Genomic DNA, 19,874 nt, shown 5'->3' with positions numbered 1-19,874 from the left:
CAAATTTTATGGGCGAAACCATACCACATATCGTCATTGGTCTATAGAGCGTCGAAATCACAATTTATAAAATAAGTGGCAAGTCTATGTAAATAGAGTAGAAGCATTGCTATCGAGCGGCTTAGTGGACAAATTTACTTTAAATATCCGTCAATCCTAGTATGCTTAGCAGCCTTAAATATTGGCAATTATAGTTGTGAGTAGGAGTGCATATGTCGGGTATTAGTGAATCAGCGAAATTGGTAAAGGATGCGCTGGAAAAAAGAGGCTTAGAAACCCCGATGCTACCGAACGAGGTGAGTCGAGAAGAGAAAAAAGACCGCATCGAATACCATATGCGTGAAGTGTTAAACCTGCTTGCATTAGACCTATCTGATGACAGTCTTGAAGAAACACCTGCACGTATTGCCAAAATGTACGTTGACGAGCTATTTTCTGGTTTAGATTATGCGAATTTCCCTAAGATTACGGTTATTGAAAATAAGATGAACGTAAGTGAAATGGTACGGGTAAAAGAGATTACCGTCACCAGCACCTGTGAACATCATTTAGTGACGATTGATGGTAAAGCTGCGGTAGCATATATACCAAGAGGGAAAATAATTGGTCTTTCCAAAATCAATCGTATAGTGCGTTTTTTTGCTCAACGACCTCAAGTCCAAGAACGAATGACACAGCAAATATTAGTTGCGTTGCAAACCTTGTTACAATCAGACGACGTGGCAGTAACTATTGATGCGACTCATTATTGCGTTAAATCGCGTGGTGTAATGGATGCAACCAGTGAAACTACCACCACTGCGTTAGGTGGGATTTTTAAATCCAACGCGGCAACTAGACACGAGTTTTTATCTGGTTTGAAATAGTGTTTTGAGCATTGAGAGAACATATACAAGTGATTTCTCTCAATGCAATTAGAAGGTTATTTACTCTCAACTAGAAGGTTATTTACTCTCAACGATTTTCAAATCGATTGTAATCTAGTAAACCAAATTCTACTGGCTGATCGTCTTGATACCATTGATGGAGAGCATCACTAAATGGCCAAAATTGCTTAGAACTTCGACGTACCGCAAACCTATCCAGTAATTTGATGTAATCTTGCTCTGTTCTCATCACGCTTAGCATTTGATACAGCTCGCTAATCTCATCTTCCTTTACATGCCAAAAAGCGGCAGGGTAACTACCAATTACACCTCGTACTAGGGTTAAATCATCTTCAAGTGGCGTTCGTGTTTCTGCTTCATTGAATAAACTACTGATGTTTTTATGGGCATTGTTTCTTAATAAAGAGAATAGCTGTTGCTGTCCATTTTGTGCCTCAACCATAATCATGCTGATTTGTGGAAGGGCGTTTTCATCCATCCCAGTAATGTGGTCAAATTTCCTGAGTATCGCTTCGTTTTCAGCTTTTAGCCCCGTATTATTAATGGCATATCTCTGGTCTAGAACGGGAGACAATTTACTTTTAATCATCTCAAATAACTCAGCTTGATAATCAGTTGTTTGATAAGGCACTTGGCTTGGTTGATCAAAAGGCTGCACATTTCGAGTCATAAAATCATTTAACTGCTTACTTTTATCTTGATACCAAGACTGATGCACTTCGTGGCGTATCTCTTTGGGCAGCAAGCTCAAAAAGTTACTTTCCCCTTCTAGACGTAAAAAATCCATATACAGTCGAGTCACTAATTGGTGTCCGTAATTGCCATAAACGTCAAAGCCCGCAACCAGTAAATAATGGATACGCTCTAATAATCCATAATCTATAATCCAAGCCGTTTTAGGCTGCGTACCTACCATCCCCTGAACTACTGAAGCGCTGTCAAAATGCCTAAAAATAGTCAGTGCCGCATTCGGGTTAACATTATTTCCAGTCCAAAGAACGTCAGTGGTCAAATTTGCGCCATTATTAAACCATTTATTGGTAAATTCAGATTTTGCTGCAAGATAATCCGCTTGTTGTTTAGAGTACGAAATCCAATTAGTAATAGGATTGATAATGGTTTCTTGTTCTCCTGGTAGTTTTAAATTGGCTTTTTGTTCAGTATAAAATTGATTGATTTCAGGGACATTGGCTTTTTCTGGATCAATGAAAAATACCCAAAATCGATCATTAATAACATTCAGTGCAAGTTGCCCACGACATACAGGCCCTTTAATAAACGCCATGATAGTTTTTTGAGCGTTATCCACTAAAAAATTAAACCGACTTTTAACTGGAAGTTGAACGAATGCCGTCATCGGATTAGCGGCTATTTCTGGCTGATAGCTTGGCATGGTATCAACATTATATTCAGTATCGATGAACCATTTAGCCCAATCGCTAAAACGTTGTTGATTGAGTGCATATGGCATATGCGTTTTATCCACAATAGTGGCCTGTTCAGGTATCAATCGATAATAAACTCGCTCTACCTGTGGTGGATCATAAGGGCGACGAGTGGATATTCGTTTTACTGGTTGGCCTGGTGGTGTAGATGATCTAACCAGTGTAAAAAAACGTGGTTGTTGGTCTATTTCAGAAAAATACAGATGGAATAAAAATAGATGTTCGTACAAATAGCGCGCACTAAGCTGAGTTTTTAAATCGCTTTTGTTAAGAAACGCCTCCCATTTAACAATATGTCGCTGTTCTTCATCAGAGATTGGTTTGTCACTCGGCATTAAACCACCTTGCTCCAACCAACTCATCAAGGTGTTGAACTCAGAGCTTGATAAATTAGGCATGCCATAAGGCATTCCCCATTCAGGGTAATCTTTCTGATAAGTAGCATGTTCTTCTATTGTTGGACATTGCTCATTTCTATAAATAGAAAAATCAAATCCTTCTAATTGATCTTTTTCGGGTAACGGATAAAGTTCTTTTTGAAGCAACATTTTTGCCATTAATCCTGCTTCTAGATTCGCTTGGCGAGTTTGGTTGCGTTCATTTAATACCGGATGAAATTCCGCGTCTCTCCATTGCTGAGTAGTTTGCGCGTCTTCGAATAGACGAGTAGGGGTGCTTGCTACCAATCGAGTACCATTATAAACCGGATTTTTACTTGCTCCGCGATCAATGCCTTGCGTAGATGACATCTTATATTGACACGGCGAGTCGTAGCAGGCGTGACAAACCACACAACGCTGTTCAATAACCGGTTTAACGTTATTGACGTAATGCTCTGCTAACGCAGTACCGTAAGGTACTTGACGTTCTCTGACAGATTCTTCACCAAATAGTTGATCAAAATTGAGTCCAGCGTAAGTTGCGCAGCCAGAAAAGACTATAACGCCCAAAATAATAATGCTTTTACGTAGACTCATATCTTTACCGTATGTTATCTGATAATAGTTCAAAAGTTATAGGCTGAATCCTACGCAAAATCTAACGTTAATGTAAGTAATCTGAGGTAAATAACCTCAAATTATGGCAACTTAGGGATTTTTGGGAGCCGCCCTTTTTTATAAGGTGAAAGTCTAAACTCAACATAATAGAAGCGATTATTGAGTTAAAATGTGTAATTTCATTAGATAAAAGCAAACGTTTTCTTATGAGTTAGAGCCGGTTTTTTAACCATAGATTGAATTAATAGTAGGTTTTATATCAAAACTGTCATATAACAATGGTATCTCTATTCACAGACGACTAAGAGGTAACACGTTATGAATGAACAATATCTAGAAGCTGACGGATTAGAACTACTAGATGCATTAGAAATTGGTTTTGACTTGTCAGATTATGAGTTAGATGACGATGCTTTTGATGAGGCATTGTAAAGATAGTAAAACACTAAGAACTAGCTGATATTAAGGGAAAAACAGAGGAAAAACGTATAAAAATGCATAAATCGCTTTATCAATTTTGATAGTAATCCTTGATATCTGCTACACTCTTAGGCCAAATTTCTAAGAGCTATTCGCAGATGTCCAATTCCCAACTCTCTTTTTCTGATCTAAATCTTGATCAACCACTTATTGATACCTTATCTAAGCTTGGGTTCGAACAACCAACAATGATACAAGAAAAAGCGATTCCTCATGTGCTTGAAGGAAAAGATGTCTTGGCTGGAGCCCAAACAGGAACAGGTAAGACGGCCGCTTATGGTTTACCTATTATTCACAACTTGATGCATAAAACCAAGCCGACCCACGACTCCTCGCAACGAAGAGTAAGAAGCTTGATTCTTGTGCCGACACGAGAGTTAGCGCAGCAAGTGTTCGATAGCTTGATAAGTTATGCCGAGCATTGTGATCTACGGATTGTGGTCGCGTATGGTGGAACCAGTTTACAGGTACAAAGAAACAATTTAAAAAACGGTGCAGATATTTTAGTCGCGACTCCTGGACGGTTGCTCGATCATGCTTTCACTAAAACCGTCGATTTACGCCATACAGAAACCTTAGTTCTTGATGAAGCGGATCGTATGTTAGATATGGGGTTTCTGCCGGATATAAATAGAATTTTAAAGCTGCTACCAACCGAGCGACAAACGTTGTTTTTTTCGGCAACCTTTCATGAACGAGTAAAAAAAATTGCTCATCAAATACTGACCAACCCACAACAAGAGCAAGTATCACCAAGTAACAGCACCGCACTTACGGTGTCGCAAATTGTTTATCCTGTCGATAAAAGTCGTAAAAGTGAACTGTTAGCCTATTTAATTGGCTCACGCAATTGGCAGCAGGTTTTGGTCTTTACTAAAACCAAGCAGGGCAGTGATGCATTAGTTAAAGAACTCAAGCTCGATGGTATTAAAGCGGCTTCTATTAATGGTGATAAAAGCCAAGGAGCACGACAAAAAGCCTTAGATGATTTTAAATCCGGTAAAATACGCGCTTTAATCGCTACTGATGTTGCAGCTCGTGGGCTCGATATTCATGAACTTGAATGTGTTATTAACTACGATATGCCATATAAAGCAGAAGATTATATACATCGTATTGGGCGTACAGGACGAGCTGGCAATACGGGTAAAGCAGTATCGCTATTGGCGCGCAATGAAGAATACTTATTGAAAGCAATAGAAGATTTGCTAGATGAGCGTTTACCGCAAGAGTGGTTAGAAGGCTACGAACCGAGTCTGATAGAGGAAAGTGAGCATGACCAACCGAAGCGTAAACAGAGTCGTTCTGCAGAGAAACGCAAAATGAAGTCAAAACTCAATATTCATCGTCAAAGAGGAAAGCGCAGTTAGGAATATTTTCTGAGTTCTTCGTTACAGGCTTCTGAATTGGAAAAATCACAAGCTATAGGCAATAAAAGCGAACGTAGGTTAGTTGGCTGAAGCTTATCTTGTGATTTTATATTTAGCATTGTGGACATTTGCTGGTTAAATAGTGACCAGTGCTTGAGTAGTATTTCATCTTGATTGTCGGTTTCTGGTTGCCAAACTTTATTTAGTAATGGTTTTAAACTAATAGCGGCGTGGGCAGTATATATTAGTTGCCATTTCATTTCCCAAAGCACTATCTGATGATCTGGATTAGTTTTATTGTGTTCACAAATTAACTTTTGAGTAGCGGTTTCAAAGGTGCCAGATTGGTCAATAAAGTAATCAAAAAACTTACCTTCTTGCCTAACTGCGTCAGCTATAAATTGCAAAGGCTCAGGATTAAGTAGCATGTGCGCCATTAGTTTCATAATAAAATTGTATAATACAACTTGTGCTGGTTTATCTTCAGGGAACTGATCGATGAGCGCTTGCAGATAGTTTTGCATATAAGCGTTTAACGTATCACTTACTGTATACCATATTTGCTCTTTGCTACCAAAGTGATGGCGTATTAAGCTATGAGACACTCCGGCACACTCGCTAATATTTCGTAGTGATACTTTTTCATAGCCGAATTGGCAAAACATTTTTCCGGCAGTTGCTAAAATTAGGTGTTTAGTCTCTTCTGCCGTTTGGGCACTTCTCTTGCCTTGTCTTCTACAAATCATAATCTTATCTCAAATGTTGAGCATGTATTTTAGTAAAAATAATCTTTGTCGTCATCACTTTATTATCCATTTGGAAAGTATAGTTACTTGTTATTATCAATAAGTTGAGCTTGGTAGCAGTTAAATTGGTATAAGGGCTAAGTCACTCAGTATGAGCAGCTTAATTAGATGACTAGCCAAGAGTCGTTGGTAGAAATAGTTATTTGCTTACGGCTGTAGAGAAGAGAGGCGACGACCAATGACGCCTCTTGAGAAGCCTAGTTACACAATTTTTCGAGTTGACTTAGTAGTTGGTCGATATCGCTAGAGGTTATATCTTTGTGTGTGGCAAATCTAATGGGGTTACTTGGCGTAATGAGTATGTCTTGTGCCTGTAAAGACTGCGCTATTTGTTCTAGATTGATGCTGTTATCTACTTTAGCGAATACCAAGTTGGTTTGAACATGTTCTGGCTTAAGTGAAAAGCCTTTGATATTCACTAATCCGTTAGCCAGTCGCTTAGCATTAGCATGATCGGTAGACAATTGAGCAATTTGATCGGTTAAGGCAATTTTAGCTGCCGCAGCTAAAATACCGGCTTGTCGCATACCACCGCCTAACATTTTACGTATTCTACGAGCTCTTAGAATAAATTCACTTGAGCCAAGTACCAGCGAGCCGATTGGCGCGGCTAACCCTTTAGACATACAGATAGTGATTGAATCAAAGTATTTTACGATTTCGGTTATATCTACATCTAAAGCAACGGCAGCGTTGTATACTCTTGCACCATCTAAATGCAGTTGTAGCCCATGTGAATTCGTAAATTCTCTTGCTTGTTGCAAGTAATTAAGCGGTAATACTTTGCCATTGATGGTGTTTTCGAGGCTTAGCAAGCGAGTGCGTGCAAAGTGAAAATCATCTGGCTTAATTGCTGAGTGCAACTTCTCGAAGCAAAGCGTCCCGTCCGGATTGTTCTCTATGGGTTGAGGTTGAATTGAGCCTAATACCGCGGCACCGCCCGCTTCGTATTTAAAGTTATGCGCTTGTTGCCCACATAAATACTCATCTCCTCGTTGGCAGTGAGCCATAAGTGCTAGCAAATTGGCTTGAGTACCGGATGTTGTGAATAATGCCGCTTCAAATCCATGTCGCTCAGCGGCCCATTTTTCTAGTTCATTTACGCTGGGGTCATCGCCATAAACATCATCGCCTACTGGTGCATTTGCCATCGCATTACGCATTGCTGCGGTCGGTTGTGTAACTGTATCTGAACGATAATCCATCATTATTCTCTTTTTTCTATGACTGGTTGTAGCCAAAAGTCATTAAATATAACCGCAAAGCTTGGCTTTTGAGAGGCAAGCAATCGTCTTGGAATCAATAATATACCCTTCTACAATCATATTTTCGAGTTGCTTAACTGAAAGGGACAGTACTTCAATGACTTCATCGTCATCGCAGGCATATCTTGAGGTTTTTTGTAATTGAGTTGCGACATATAAAGTTTGTCTCTCGTTACAAAATCCAGCCAATGGAATCAGGTCGCCAAGCGCTTTAAACGAGCCTGCACTGTATCCTGTTTCTTCCTCTAATTCTCGGTGTGCGCATTGTAAAGGGCTTTCATCTTTTTCTACCGTACCAGCAGGAAATTCATACAACCAATCATTTATTGAAGGTCGATACTGTTTAAGCAGTAAAATTTCACCATTATCAAAGATCGGCAAAATGACTGCTGCACCAGGGTGTTGAATAGTTGTGTGCAATACCTGCTTTTTATTGGGTAACGTAATCTCAGTTTCGACCAGAGATAAATTTTTCCATTGATGAATGAGTCGTGCCATAGCGATCTTCTTCTATTTTTATGCGTTTAATTGCTTAATAAATACTGAGGTAGTTTATTGAATCATAGCGCTGTGCACTTAATCTTGAAACTGTGTACCCAATATTGAAAACAAACTATTCAAAAATAATAATATTGTTTACTGTTATTATTTGCACCGTATTTATTTCACATATTGATGTATAGCTAGGTTTATATATAGATCGCGGTGACTAATAACACATTTGTACATGATGCTTACTGTAATCTTAGTTGTTGTTCCGTGCCATTATAGGCAATACAATAACTTTAATGATACTACGTTCTGTAAAATAACAATATATTAACAATATTGTTCGGTTTTCTATATACGTCACAACGATGGTTTTTCTATGACAACGTCTCAAACAACGTCTTATGCACAAAAAGCGCTATTGTCTGAAAGGATAAATAAATTGGTTAAAGCCCTTTCTTATGGAGTCTATGAACGAGAGGATACCATTAAGCTGTGTCTTCTGGCGGCATTATCTGGAGAGAGTGTTTTTTTATTAGGGCCTCCTGGTATCGCTAAAAGTTTAATCGCCAAACGGCTAATTCAAGCATTTGATCGCAGCAGCTACTTTGAATACCTAATGACGCGCTTTTCAACACCAGAAGAAGTATTTGGCCCATTAAGTATTCAAGAATTGAAAGACAATGGGCGATACGTTCGTCTTACTGAAGGGTATTTACCTCAAGCAGAAGTGGTGTTTTTGGATGAAATATGGAAAGCAGGGCCGGCCATTCTCAATACATTATTAACTGTTGTAAATGAAAAAACATTCAAAAATGGTAATGAAATAGAGAATGTACCGATGCGCTTGCTTGTGTCTGCGTCGAATGAGTTACCTGATGAAGACAGTGGACTAGAAGCACTTTATGACCGAATGTTGGTTCGAGTTTTTGTTAATCGAATTCAAAATAAACAAAACTTTAAAGCAATGTTGATGGTGGGCACAGAACAAGAAACCAGTGTACCGACGGAACTTACTATAACCGATCAAGAATATCACTTGTGGCAGGCCGAGCTTGACAAACTTGAGCTAAACGACGAGTGCTTTGAAAAATTGTATGAACTTAAACGCTTACTTGAAGAAAAAGACCAATCGGTGGATAGCGAATCAACAATCAGTGAGTTATACGTTTCGGATCGGCGTTGGAAAAAAGCAGTTAAATTGTTGAAAGCTAGCGCGTATTTTAATGGTAGAGATACAATAAACCCATTGGACCTTTTATTGCTCAAAGACTGTTTATGGCACAGTCCAGAATCACGCAAAGTTGTGCATGATGTTATAAGAGACTTTGCCACCAATTATGCTTTTGACCAACATATGATTAAGCAACGTATCGTTTCATGCCGTGATGGACTAGTCGACATTCAACAAACACTCGAATCACAATTTAGTATCACCCTGCAAGGCGAAGGCGCATCGGGTCTTTTGCGAAAAGGCGGTTATACCTTCAACCTATCAAATGCAAAAAATTATACTGTTGGCAGCGCACGAGGGTTAATTAAATTGGTTCTGTTACAGAGTAACATGTCGGTAAGTGAATCAGAAAAAGGTGATAGCCGTTGGATTTATATTGCTAAAGGTGAATTGGAAAAGGTGATCCGCGAAGGTGGGGGAGATGCCTACGGTTATGTGAATCAGAATACTAGTTTATGCCGACTACGGTTTGATATTAATGTTTCTGGTAGTTTAGTGATTAAAGATATCGCTAATCGCTCAGTATTAGTCGGCCTGGTTACCACTTCCGGATTGGAGCCTGCTCTGTATAGTGATTGGTGTGATCGTGCACAACATGCAGTCGAACAACTTACTCAAGCGGAACATCATTTTCGTAAGGTACGTTCTGATTTTCATGGCGCATTACCACACAGCTTTATTGACGCAGAATTACCGACTCAAATGGAAAGTAGCTTGCAGTCGTTAATGGATGAGTTAGAAGAGGTCAAACGGGACAGTGACAAGGTGACCCAGCGCATAATCAATTTGGACCAATTTTTTGCCTAGGGAAGTTTTATGTTAGGAGCTGATGGTTTAAATTTAGTTATGATGGTGGCCGAATCAGGCATCATAGATAGTGCGGTAAATGATTTAATTGGCCGCTCTCAACTGCTTATGATTCCAGAAAATAAAGCAATTCGAGCTTCCGTAAACAATCAAGTTAACAAGTGGCGCAATGGTATTAAGCGAAAAATCACCAAAGCCTGTGAAACCGATCGTTTATTAAATGAATTAAACACCTATCAAGAAGTGATTCATTTTGATGAAGATACGTTTTACCAAAAAATTGGTTCAATAGTCGAACAACTGGAATGGCACTCGCCGTTTCATACCAAAGCAAGAAAGTTATTAGAGCGTAATAAAGGGGTGCATAACCCTATGTTTGCTCACTATTTTTGTGAACAGTGGTATCAAAGTTTATCGAAAGCAATAAAAGAGGCTGAAATCGCTCAACTAGAGTCAGATAAAGAACAATTTTTAGCGGACCTTTATCAACGTGTCGAAACCATGAAAGAAATGCAAAGTGTTACCGAAGAAGGTGATATTGCTAAACTAGGTCGTTTATGGGATATGGCGGCAGCAAAGTTATCAAAAGGTGATGTTGCTGCAATGAAACGTTACGCTGATTTTCTAAAGCGCAACAAAGAATTGAAAGCGATTGCAGAAAAACTGGGGAAAATGGCTAGCAACGTTACCAACCCAGATTTATATAAAAACGCGGCTGATGATTTAAAACTAGTTGAAGAAAAAAGTGACCAAGCTGCAGATGATATTGTCGGTATTCATGAGAGTGATGATATTAGTCGAATGTTGCCAAATGAAACGATGTTTTTAGCCTATCCTGAACTTGAAGTGGTTTTCTACAAGCATCTAATTGATAAAAGATTAATGAACTATAAAGTGAAAGGCAAAGCAAGAAAACTTAAAAAAGTCACTTCTCAAAAACCAAATGCCAGCCATGTTTTAATAGAGAAGGGGCCGTTCATTATTTGTGTCGATGCGTCGGGGTCTATGTCAGGCTTTCCCGAACAATGTGCAAAAGCAATGGCTTATGCATTAATGCAAATAGCACTAGCAGAAAAAAGAGATTGTTACGTTATCTTATTTTCAACTGAGCAAATTACATATCAATTAACTAAGAATGATGGTTTGCGTGAAGTCAGTGATTTTTTGTCTTACCAGTTTCATGGTGGAACAGATTTACAACCGGTGCTAATAAAGTCGGTCGAATTAATGAACTCTGCCAGATATCGTAATGCGGATATGGTGGTAATATCCGATTTTATTGCGCCTACTCAGCCTGAAATAGTTTTAGATATGGTCTGTTCTTTACAAGCAAAGAATAATCGTTTTCACGCGATTAGTTTGTCAAAATATGGTAATCCTCAATTAATGGCTATGTTTGATCACTGTTGGCGTTATCATCCGAATATGATGGGAAGGTTACTAAAAAAATGGTAACAACTTAATGTTGTGGATATTTATCTCAAGGTCAGGTTATTTGTTATTGATTAACACTTAAGCCTGTTATTTTTAGCCAATTATTATAAAAACAAGGATAACAATAAGGAAAAAAACATTGTTAAAGCATTTTTCGGCTGTGTAATAAAATAATGTTTTATTAGCTAACATCATGAAATTTAAGCTTAATATGACATTCGGATTACAGCTGTACGCTCGAAAGTATTTGCATGAAAGTGTGAACAAGGTCAAAATCAGCGGGTTATAAGCTCAGATGATGAGCTTCCACTAGCAGAGGTTTATATGAAAGTTGTTGATATTCTCAAGCACAGAGGAGAATCTTTGACCAAGCATCACTTGGAAATCAAAGAACTTATGTCGCCTGTGATTAAAGATTACTGGAGTGACTTTGTGACCAAGGCCAATCAAAGCTCCATTTTACATTGGTTCCGCGACAGCGCGTTAGTTCCTGCAATTAATGAAGAAATTAAACCGAGTGAACAAGAAAGCTTTGATCTAAGTGATGAAGCTATTGCATTTTTAGATGAGATGCAAGATAAAATAGGCGAAGAAATTCACGTCGGTGATTGGACTCATATCAGTCAAGAGCGTATAAATTCATTCGGTAAAGTGACCGAAGATATGCAATGGATACATACGGATCCAGAGCGAGCAGAAAAAGAGTCCCCTTTTAAAACGACCATCGCACATGGTTTTTTAACCTTATCAATGCTTTCTAAAATGACCGATAGCGTGGATAGTGAAACGCCTATGTTTCCTACAGCACGTTTAGTGGTTAACGTTGGCTTAAATCAAGTACGTTTTCCTTATCCGGTTAAAGCGGGTAACCAAATTCGAACCAGAAGTAAATTGCTTAAAGTAACGCCTATCAAAAAGGGTGTTGAAGTTGAACGTGAATTGAAAGTTGAAATTGACGGAGTACGGCGCCCAGGTTGTGTAGTCGTCTCGGTTATTAGGTTGTATTTTTAATTTACAACTTAAGTTCATCTCATAGATATATACGAATATAGTTAAATCCAAATACAGTTAAAGTCAAATACATAAGCCACCGAGAATATTATATTGTCGGTGGCTTTTCTATTTGATGTGCAGAATTTAAGGTTAATTAATGCTGAATTATGCTCTGTGATGGTGGCAAACGTTTTTTAAAGACTACCGTTGTTTAAAGACTACTGTTCAGCTGGAATGTACCCATATTGTAGAATTAATTCTTTGGCACGTTTCGATTGAATGAAATCTATGAACTTTTTGCCATCTTGACTGATTTTGTCAGACTGATAGAAAACAATAAAAGGCCGCGATAGTTGATAGGATTTATTCTTAATGTTGTTGGCGTTTGCTTCTATCCCTTCGAACATTATTTCCTTAACCGTATTGTCTACCGAGCCATCAGAAATGAAGCCAATCGCTTGTGGGTTATGATTGACGATAGTTTTTACCATGCTATTACTGCTGACAACCAGATTGGTTGGGTTGATATCAGACACTAATTGTTTGTTAATGACTCGAGTTAACCCTAGTAATGATTCAAAGCTAGCTCGAGAACCAGAAGACAGCTCGCGGGTAACTACGGCGATATCAAGATCTTTTCCACCAAGTTGTTTCCAGTTAGTGATTGTTCCTTTGTAAACATCAAACAGCTGTTGGCGTGAAATATCGTTTATTTTATTAGCATGGTTTACTACCACGCCTAAGCCGTCATAAGCGATAGTTAATGTGGTTAAATCTTGCTGGTATTCAGCTTCGGTTAAGTAGCGAGAGCTCATGCCTATCTCTGCAACGCCTTTGTCTACCATGGTAATACCAGCTGTGGATCCTATACCTTGAACGGCGATGTAACGGGTGTCATATGTTGCATTGAATTCCTCAGCCAATACTTCCATGATGCGAGAAACGGATGTTGAACCCGAAATGTTCACTTGCTTTGCTTGCACCGAAGGTAACAATAAACATACTGATAATAGGGTGGTGAGAACAACACGGTACATAAAATCTCCTGACAATTATTTTTGATTAGCTAAATTGTATTTCTAAGGTATGACATTTTTATGAATGGTAAGCGATTAGTGTTTTTGTAACGGTTAGATCCATTGATAGCGATTAGTGATGGCATAGAAAGTTAATGTGCTTAAGACCAAATTAAGGGCTAAATAATAAATTAGTGTGTCTATTAACAATAAAGTGGCTATTTGTTCAATTGGCATTAATATGAGTTATACTTAGACGAACGACATTAATTATGGAGCTGAATATGCATATATCTGAGATAGAGCAATTCCGTCTTGAGAAAGCGGTTAGCGCCATGTGCTCAAGTCGAAATCAAAGTATATTAGCTGAAATGGGCAAAGCTCAGTATGAAATATATTCGGAAGGCGTAATATTTACCAAGTTATGTTTTTTGCTAGATTCTTCGCATGTAAATAACGAATATTCAATAGCGAAATTAGAATATAATTCGAGTACAAATGTCTGGGCGCTTTTTGTTGCACAACGAGATCAAAGTAGTGATGAGCTATTGGCTTGGTTACCTTACCCGCATTTAAAACCTAACACAGATTTTATGCCACTGTTGAATGAAATTGAATTAGACCCTTATCAGCTAATCTGGTAGTAAAAGAGAACGATTTTGTTCCCTTTTATGTTTACGATTTGACCTGTTGTCTAAACTCTTTTGGTGTCATCCCTTGCACACCTTTGAACGCTGTACTGAAATGCGCTGCACTTTTGAAGCCAGATTCAGTTGCGATTTGTGCAATTGATTTATTGCTTAATCTGAGTTTTGTTGCTGCGTGATTAACACGTTTGGTTTTTAATATTTGAGAAAAGCTCAAGTTTTCTGCTGCTAAGCGCCTTTTGAGAGTGGCAATGGACATGCCTAAGAAGTGCGCTGTTGTTTCTAAAGAAACATCGTTTTCGATATTTATTTCAATGAAAGCAATTACCTTTTCGGCTGTACCTTGGTTACAAGCGCTCTTGATAATAGGGAAGAAACCAGGCTCGATTGACAGCATTTCATACACGAGTGCTTGTGCTAGCGATTCCAACGTCGCTTCTGAACTGGATCCACTTTGTTTGGCATGTAATAACAGCTCCAAAATGTTTTTTGCGGTAGAGTGCTGGTCACTCAATGCAAAATTTTGTAACGGTTGTTGGTCAGCTAAAGACGCAGAGTGTTGTAAGTTGTCGCAAAACTGTCTAAATAAGCTAGGCTCAAATGTGACTATTTCTGCACTAAAATAACCATTTTTAGCGTGGGATTCTAAACAATCTATCCGTTCTGAGTGGTAAATAGAGAACTCACCCGCCTTGAGAATGCGAGATTGTTGTTCTTTTGTTTGGTAGCTCACTTCTCCATTGGAAATAAAAATGATACCGCATTGAGTTAGTGGGTAGCGGTTGGTTTTCCTGGCAATAAAAACGTCATGTTTATAGACTTTAATTCGAGACATATACTCACATTGTTTTAATAAAAAGGTGCAAATCATGCACCTTTAGTAGCATAAAAGTGTCGTTAGAATACTCTAATTACACCGATTTAAGTTCGGGAAATTGTTGGGTTGGTTTGGCGACAATATTTCGAGTTTCTATATTGACCTCACTTAATACTATTTCTAGCACATCACCAAGTTTGTAAACGTGATCATCGTCTATAGATACTATTCCTAGTTCCCAATTAAGGTCGATTCGTTCTTTGTCCGCTGTAATTAATGAGCTTGGTATAAATGCCGTTGCACCATTTTCGATGATACGCACTCTTAATCCAGCTCGGTTAATATCAAATATTTCACCATTATATTTGGTTGCCTTTTGTGGCTCATTAATTAGGCTTCTAGCATATAACCAGTCGGCGACGTTTCTCTCAGCAAATTTATGATGTTTACGAATTAATGCTAATTCGTCACCGATTTTACTGTCTAGCGGTATAGTTGGCGATACACCTAATATGTGCGCTTTTAATAATCGATGATTAATCATATCGCTATATTTGCGGATTGGTGAAGTCCAGGTCGCATAAATATCTAAACCCATAGCGTAATGTTCTGAAGGCGTTGTACTTATTTCACTGTAGGCTTGTGATTTTCTTAATCGGTTATCTAAATAGGACGTGTCTTGCGTGTTTAACCAACGTCTTAACGCGCTAAAGCCCTCTAATGTTGTGAGATTGTGTTCATCAAAGCGCTTGTCATCATCTGAAGTGGCTAATTTGCAATCAACTACTTCAGAGTTAATCAGCTGTACAACGTCTTTAATTTTTTCAGCTTTAAATCCTGAATGAGTATTAAAAATTCCAGCTGAAAATTGCTGTTTCAGAATCATACCAGCACAAATATTGGCAGTGATCATGCATTCTTCAACAATTTTATTTGCCGTTCTTCGTTGTTCTGTATGGATCGCGAGCACGTCATTGTCATCACTTAATTCAAAACGGTAGTCAGGGCGGTCTTGAAAAACCACTGCGTTACTTTGTCTCCATTCTGCTCGTGCGGCAGCCAGCGATGATAAGTCTTTAATTACCTTAGCTTCGGTGCTACTCGGTTGCCAATCTTGACTCGTTCCGTTTTCAAGCCAGTCTGAAACCTGGTCATAAATCAAGCGTGCATGAGATTGTATGCGAGCTGCAAAAAATGAGATATCGTCTTGTATCACGCCATCTTTAGAAATAGTTACAGTGCAACATAACGCGAGACGAGTTTGTTTTTCTACTAGCGAGCAGAGCTCATCGGCTAACTCTCTCGGCAACATAGGAATGTTTCTGCCAGGAAGATAGATAGTAAAACCTCGTTCTCTAGCCACTTTATCCATTTCACTATCAGCAGGGATATAAGCCGTCGGGTCAGCTATAGCGACCATGAGTTTGAAGCCACCAGATTCAAGCTGTTCTGCGTATAAAGCATCATCCATATCTTTGGTTGATTCGCCGTCTATAGTGACAAAAGGTATTTCGGTAAGATCAACTCGCTCTAAACGTTCATCATCGATTTGTTGCCAGTCATCAATTCCTGCGGGTTCACAGTTAGGCAGATCATTTTCAGCTAGCGTAACCCACCACGGGGCAATTTTATCGTTGCCATCAGTGATCTTGTTACTTATCTCAACTAAAAAGCCTTTATTATCAGATAGTGGATGCTGAACGAGATGCGCAACAACCCAATCGCCATCATGTAATTGTTGTGGACTAAAGCCTTTCTTCGCTTTGGCTTTGAATGTGACGTGTTTAAATTGAGTCTTGTCGGCTACAACATTAAGCCTTCCTTTAATCATTTTTATTCGGCCGATAAAACGATTTAGGTTTTGTTCAACTAACTGATCCGGTTCAGCGACCTCTTTTCCGTTTTCAGTCCGGATGAGGGCTACCACCTTATCACCATGAAGACACTTCTTCATATATGGAGGCGGGATAAAGAAACGAGTTTTACTGTCCACTTCAAGAAAACCAAAGCCTCTCTCAGTTGCTTTGATTACGCCTTCTTTCGTTGGGATGTTGTCCTTTATTTGCTGCTTTAATTGAGCTAGTAGGGGATTATCTTGAAACATGTTGTATTTGTCTGCTTTGATTTACTGCGCGATTCATAGTGAGCGCAAACTGGGCTGTGGGTTAACTATATCATTGCAGTGATCTATTACTACTATTTCATCTTATTTATTACTACTATTTTATCTTATTTATTACTACTAACACACTCAATTTATTACTGTTGTAATGCTTAGTTTTTATGATTATGTGTTTTTTTTTGACATTGCCGAGGAACGAGTCGTATTAATAAGCCATCGACGCCTAAGATTAACCTGTCGTTCAATAATACTGGTGCTCAGCAATATAGCGATCTAGTTCTGATTTTGATGTTTTAATAAAAAAAATAGGATTAAATTAGATAAAAGTGTGATGTATTTCAATTTTTTCTGGATTTTTTCTGCGAATTAGGGCATTATTCGCCCCCCTTAGATATGTCCCTAATGGCTTGATGCGTTTTTATACTCTTGGCTTCTGAATGGAATTGGTGCGAATGGTTCGTGCAACCATTGAAGTATTGGAATTGGAAGAGCACATGGGACCGATGAATTATTAGCAAAAATAGGATCCTAATGCAAGATTCCGATATTAAGTTCAGTGACTTAACACTGAATGACCAATTACTGTCCGCGTTAACCGACATGGGCTTTGTTTCTCCAACTCCCATCCAAGCTGCTTCAATACCATTTCTTTTAGAAGGCCGCGATGCTCTAGGTAAAGCACAAACAGGTACTGGTAAAACAGCCGCGTTTTCTTTACCGATTCTAAATAAAATTGAACTTAAACAGTATAAACCACAAGCAATCGTACTTGCGCCAACTCGTGAGCTCGCGATTCAGGTTGCGGCTGAGATCAAGAATTTAGGCCGTAATATTAAAGGACTAAAAGTGCTTGAAATTTATGGTGGCGCGTCGATCGTTGATCAAATGCGTGCACTAAAAGCTGGCACTCATATTGTTGTTGGTACGCCTGGGCGTGTACAAGATTTAATAAACCGAGATCGCCTGCATCTTGGTGAAGTAAAAACATTCGTTCTAGATGAAGCGGATGAAATGCTTAATATGGGCTTTGTAGACGATGTTACCGCTATTATGGAACATGCTCCTGAAACTGCGCAACGCGTACTGTTTTCAGCAACAATGCCTCCAATGTTGAAAAAAATTGTTGATAGATTCTTACGTGATCCAGCACGAGTTGACGTTGCGGGTGCTAACCATACTGTTGATAAAGTAGAGCAGAAGTATTGGGTTGTTAAAGGTGTAGAAAAAGACGAAGCAATGACTCGTCTATTAGAAACCGAAGAAACCGATGCATCTATTGTATTTGTACGTACTCGTCAAGATACCGAAAGACTAGCCGATTACCTTTCTGCACGTGGCTTTAAAGTTGCTGCGTTACACGGAGATATTCCACAGTCTCTTCGTGAACGTACAGTTGACCACATAAAAAAAGGTGTAATCGATATACTAGTAGCAACAGATGTTGTGGCTCGTGGTCTCGATGTACCGCGTATTACACACGTTTTCAACTACGATATTCCATTTGATGTAGAATCTTATATCCACCGTATCGGTCGTACAGGTCGTGCTGGACGTAAAGGGACTGCAATCTTACTTGTTCGTACCAATCAAATTCGTATGTTGCGTACCATTGAGCGTGTAACGAAATCAAGTATGCAAGAAATTCAATTGCCACTTCGTGATCAAGTTGCTGAGTCTCGCCTTGCTAAATTAGGTGCTGAATTAGAAAGTGAAAAAGAAAATCCTTCTTTGGTTAACTTTGCTGAGTTGGTTGAGAAGCTGCAAACATCTTTAGAAATTGATGCGACAACACTTGCTGCCATGTTGCTTCAACGTGCTCAAGGTAAAACACCTTTATTTTATAAAGGTCCTGACCCAATGATTGCGGCTATTGAACGTGATAAGAAGCGTCGTTCAGAACGTCGTGATAGTGATCGCCGTGGTGAAGGCCAAGGACGCAGCTATGGTGGCGCAACTAAAGATTGGGATACCTATCAGCTACAAGTTGGCCGTGAGCAAGGTGTTCAGGTTAAAGATATTGTAGGTGCACTGGCTAACGAACTTGGTTTAACTAAAGGGTCTATCGGTGCAATTAAATTGGCTCAAGGGCATACTTTTGTTCAGTTGCCTAAAACAATGAATTCAGACACGACTGGTAAGCTGCGTAAACTTCGTATTAGACAAAAAGAAGTATCAGCTGTTGTATGTGATTTTTCTGATTTCCGCGAGTCGCGTGGTGGCCGAAGTGAAGGTGGTCGCAGCGAAGGTGGCCGTCGTGACGGTGGTGGTTATCGTGGAAACCGTGAAGGTGGACGTGGTGGCAACAGAGGCGCAGGTAAAGATGGCGAACGTCGTTTTGACCGTAATCGTGGTGGTGACAACCGAGGTGGTTATCGTGGCGAAAGATCTTCTACTCGCGGTGCAAACACTTCTCCTCGTAGAGACGCTTAATTCACATCAGCACTCCATAAAGAATAAAAAAACCGAGCATTTGCTCGGTTTTTTTTATAAAAGAGTCAATTATAGCGATACAATTGGTTTGAAATTTAGCCCTAATGTTTGGTGCTAAATCAGCTTTTCTCTTCTCTTCTCTTCATCATCGGCACTGCCACTTAGCTTGGTTGTAGTCATCTTTTTCTTATCTATTCACTATCTATTTATTCTTCATTTACTACCTTTTTCATCTATACGTTCACTCTATACCCTGCATTATCGCTGCCAAATGATGGTTACTAATTCTTTAGATTAATTGCTCTGATGAATGGAAGTGGGCATATCAATTGTTTTAATACTATTAAAGCAAACTAAATTTAACCGATGCTAAAGTTCCTGCAAACGAAGCAAACATTAAATTGATAAATTATTTCGTTAAAACGATTATAATTTTAATTTGTATTGTTGTATGATGAATATGTTGGTTTAATTCAATACTAGTAAAAAATATAAACATGATCTTAATCAACAAAATTGCTGCTCAATGTAATTTATTTTCAATAAAAGTTGAAAGATTCAAAAATTATTGAATAATGGGCGTAGGAAATGGGGCACTGAATGTGCAGAGCTAGATAACAAAGGATACCTGTCT

At 38.9% G+C, this 19,874-nt stretch carries 14 protein-coding genes; 7 read left to right on the top strand and 7 right to left on the bottom strand.

What is annotated here, in order from left to right; all coding sequences use genetic code 11:
• Positions 1-212: 212 nt before the first annotated feature.
• Entirely contained in the window at positions 213-866 is a 654-nt protein-coding gene (gene folE, locus ACLKML_RS01705; RefSeq protein ID WP_317715915.1) for a GTP cyclohydrolase I FolE, read from the top strand.
• An 88-nt stretch (positions 867-954) separates the two neighbouring features.
• On the opposite strand, the gene ACLKML_RS01700 is transcribed toward folE, so the two are convergent.
• A complete protein-coding gene (locus ACLKML_RS01700; protein ID WP_413283364.1) occupies positions 955-3,309 on the bottom strand; it encodes a fatty acid cis/trans isomerase in 2,355 nt (784 codons plus the stop codon).
• Between the two features lie 599 nt (positions 3,310-3,908).
• On the opposite strand from ACLKML_RS01700, the gene ACLKML_RS01695 reads away from it, so the two are divergent.
• Positions 3,909-5,180 (top strand): DEAD/DEAH box helicase, encoded by a 1,272-nt coding sequence (locus ACLKML_RS01695; RefSeq protein ID WP_413283363.1) that lies wholly within the window; start codon positions 3,909-3,911, stop codon positions 5,178-5,180.
• On the opposite strand, the gene ACLKML_RS01690 is transcribed toward ACLKML_RS01695, so the two are convergent.
• The 3 genes from ACLKML_RS01690 to ACLKML_RS01680 form a co-directional block, all read right to left on the bottom strand.
• On the bottom strand, positions 5,177-5,926 hold the full coding sequence (locus ACLKML_RS01690; RefSeq protein WP_413283362.1) for a TetR/AcrR family transcriptional regulator: 750 nt from the start codon (positions 5,924-5,926) through the stop codon (positions 5,177-5,179). The genes ACLKML_RS01695 and ACLKML_RS01690 overlap by 4 nt on opposite strands.
• 257 nt (positions 5,927-6,183) lie before the next feature.
• The gene (gene ltaE / locus ACLKML_RS01685) at positions 6,184-7,191 is read right to left on the bottom strand and encodes a low-specificity L-threonine aldolase (protein WP_413283715.1); all 1,008 of its coding nucleotides are present in this window, start codon (positions 7,189-7,191) and stop codon (positions 6,184-6,186) included.
• A gap of 42 nt (positions 7,192-7,233) precedes the next feature.
• The gene (locus tag ACLKML_RS01680; RefSeq protein WP_413283361.1) at positions 7,234-7,749 is read right to left on the bottom strand and encodes an NUDIX hydrolase; all 516 of its coding nucleotides are present in this window, start codon (positions 7,747-7,749) and stop codon (positions 7,234-7,236) included.
• 370 nt (positions 7,750-8,119) lie between these two features.
• On the opposite strand from ACLKML_RS01680, the gene ACLKML_RS01675 reads away from it, so the two are divergent.
• The 3 genes from ACLKML_RS01675 (at position 8,120) to ACLKML_RS01665 (ending at position 12,226) form a co-directional block, all read left to right on the top strand.
• On the top strand, positions 8,120-9,781 hold the full coding sequence (locus ACLKML_RS01675; RefSeq protein WP_413283360.1) for an ATPase RavA domain-containing protein: 1,662 nt from the start codon (positions 8,120-8,122) through the stop codon (positions 9,779-9,781).
• Positions 9,782-9,790: 9 nt separating this feature from the next.
• Complete coding sequence (gene viaA, locus ACLKML_RS01670) at positions 9,791-11,236, top strand: ATPase RavA stimulator ViaA (RefSeq protein WP_413283359.1); 1,446 nt, start codon at positions 9,791-9,793, stop codon at positions 11,234-11,236.
• Between the two features lie 303 nt (positions 11,237-11,539).
• Complete coding sequence (locus tag ACLKML_RS01665; RefSeq protein ID WP_413283358.1) at positions 11,540-12,226, top strand: MaoC family dehydratase; 687 nt, start codon at positions 11,540-11,542, stop codon at positions 12,224-12,226.
• Between the two features lie 200 nt (positions 12,227-12,426).
• Here the strand turns inward: ACLKML_RS01665 and ACLKML_RS01660 are convergent, their stop codons facing one another.
• Positions 12,427-13,245 (bottom strand): phosphate ABC transporter substrate-binding protein, encoded by an 819-nt coding sequence (locus tag ACLKML_RS01660; protein WP_413283357.1) that lies wholly within the window; start codon positions 13,243-13,245, stop codon positions 12,427-12,429.
• Between the two features lie 263 nt (positions 13,246-13,508).
• Between ACLKML_RS01660 and ACLKML_RS01655 the strand changes: the two genes are divergently transcribed.
• Positions 13,509-13,868, top strand: a complete 360-nt coding sequence (locus ACLKML_RS01655) for a DUF3024 domain-containing protein (protein WP_413283356.1) — start codon at positions 13,509-13,511, stop codon at positions 13,866-13,868.
• Between the two features lie 31 nt (positions 13,869-13,899).
• Here ACLKML_RS01655 and ACLKML_RS01650 read toward each other — a convergent pair whose 3' ends face one another.
• A complete protein-coding gene (locus ACLKML_RS01650; protein ID WP_413283355.1) occupies positions 13,900-14,706 on the bottom strand; it encodes a helix-turn-helix domain-containing protein in 807 nt (268 codons plus the stop codon).
• Positions 14,707-14,782: 76 nt separating this feature from the next.
• Positions 14,783-16,792: an exoribonuclease II gene (rnb, locus tag ACLKML_RS01645; protein WP_413283354.1), complete on the bottom strand. Its 2,010-nt coding sequence runs from the start codon at positions 16,790-16,792 to the stop codon at positions 14,783-14,785.
• A 549-nt stretch (positions 16,793-17,341) separates the two neighbouring features.
• Here rnb and ACLKML_RS01640 point away from each other — a divergent pair.
• Positions 17,342-19,240 carry a DEAD/DEAH box helicase gene (locus ACLKML_RS01640; RefSeq protein ID WP_413283353.1) on the top strand — a complete coding sequence of 633 codons (1,899 nt, stop codon included), beginning with the start codon at positions 17,342-17,344 and terminating at the stop codon, positions 19,238-19,240.
• Positions 19,241-19,874: the final 634 nt, after the last annotated feature.

The sequence above is a fragment of the Vibrio sp. MA40-2 genome, assembly GCF_047302445.1.
Taxonomy (GTDB): domain Bacteria; phylum Pseudomonadota; class Gammaproteobacteria; order Enterobacterales; family Vibrionaceae; genus Vibrio.
Note: the sequence above shows the minus strand (reverse complement) of the source record. Positions and strands in the feature narration are given on the sequence as shown.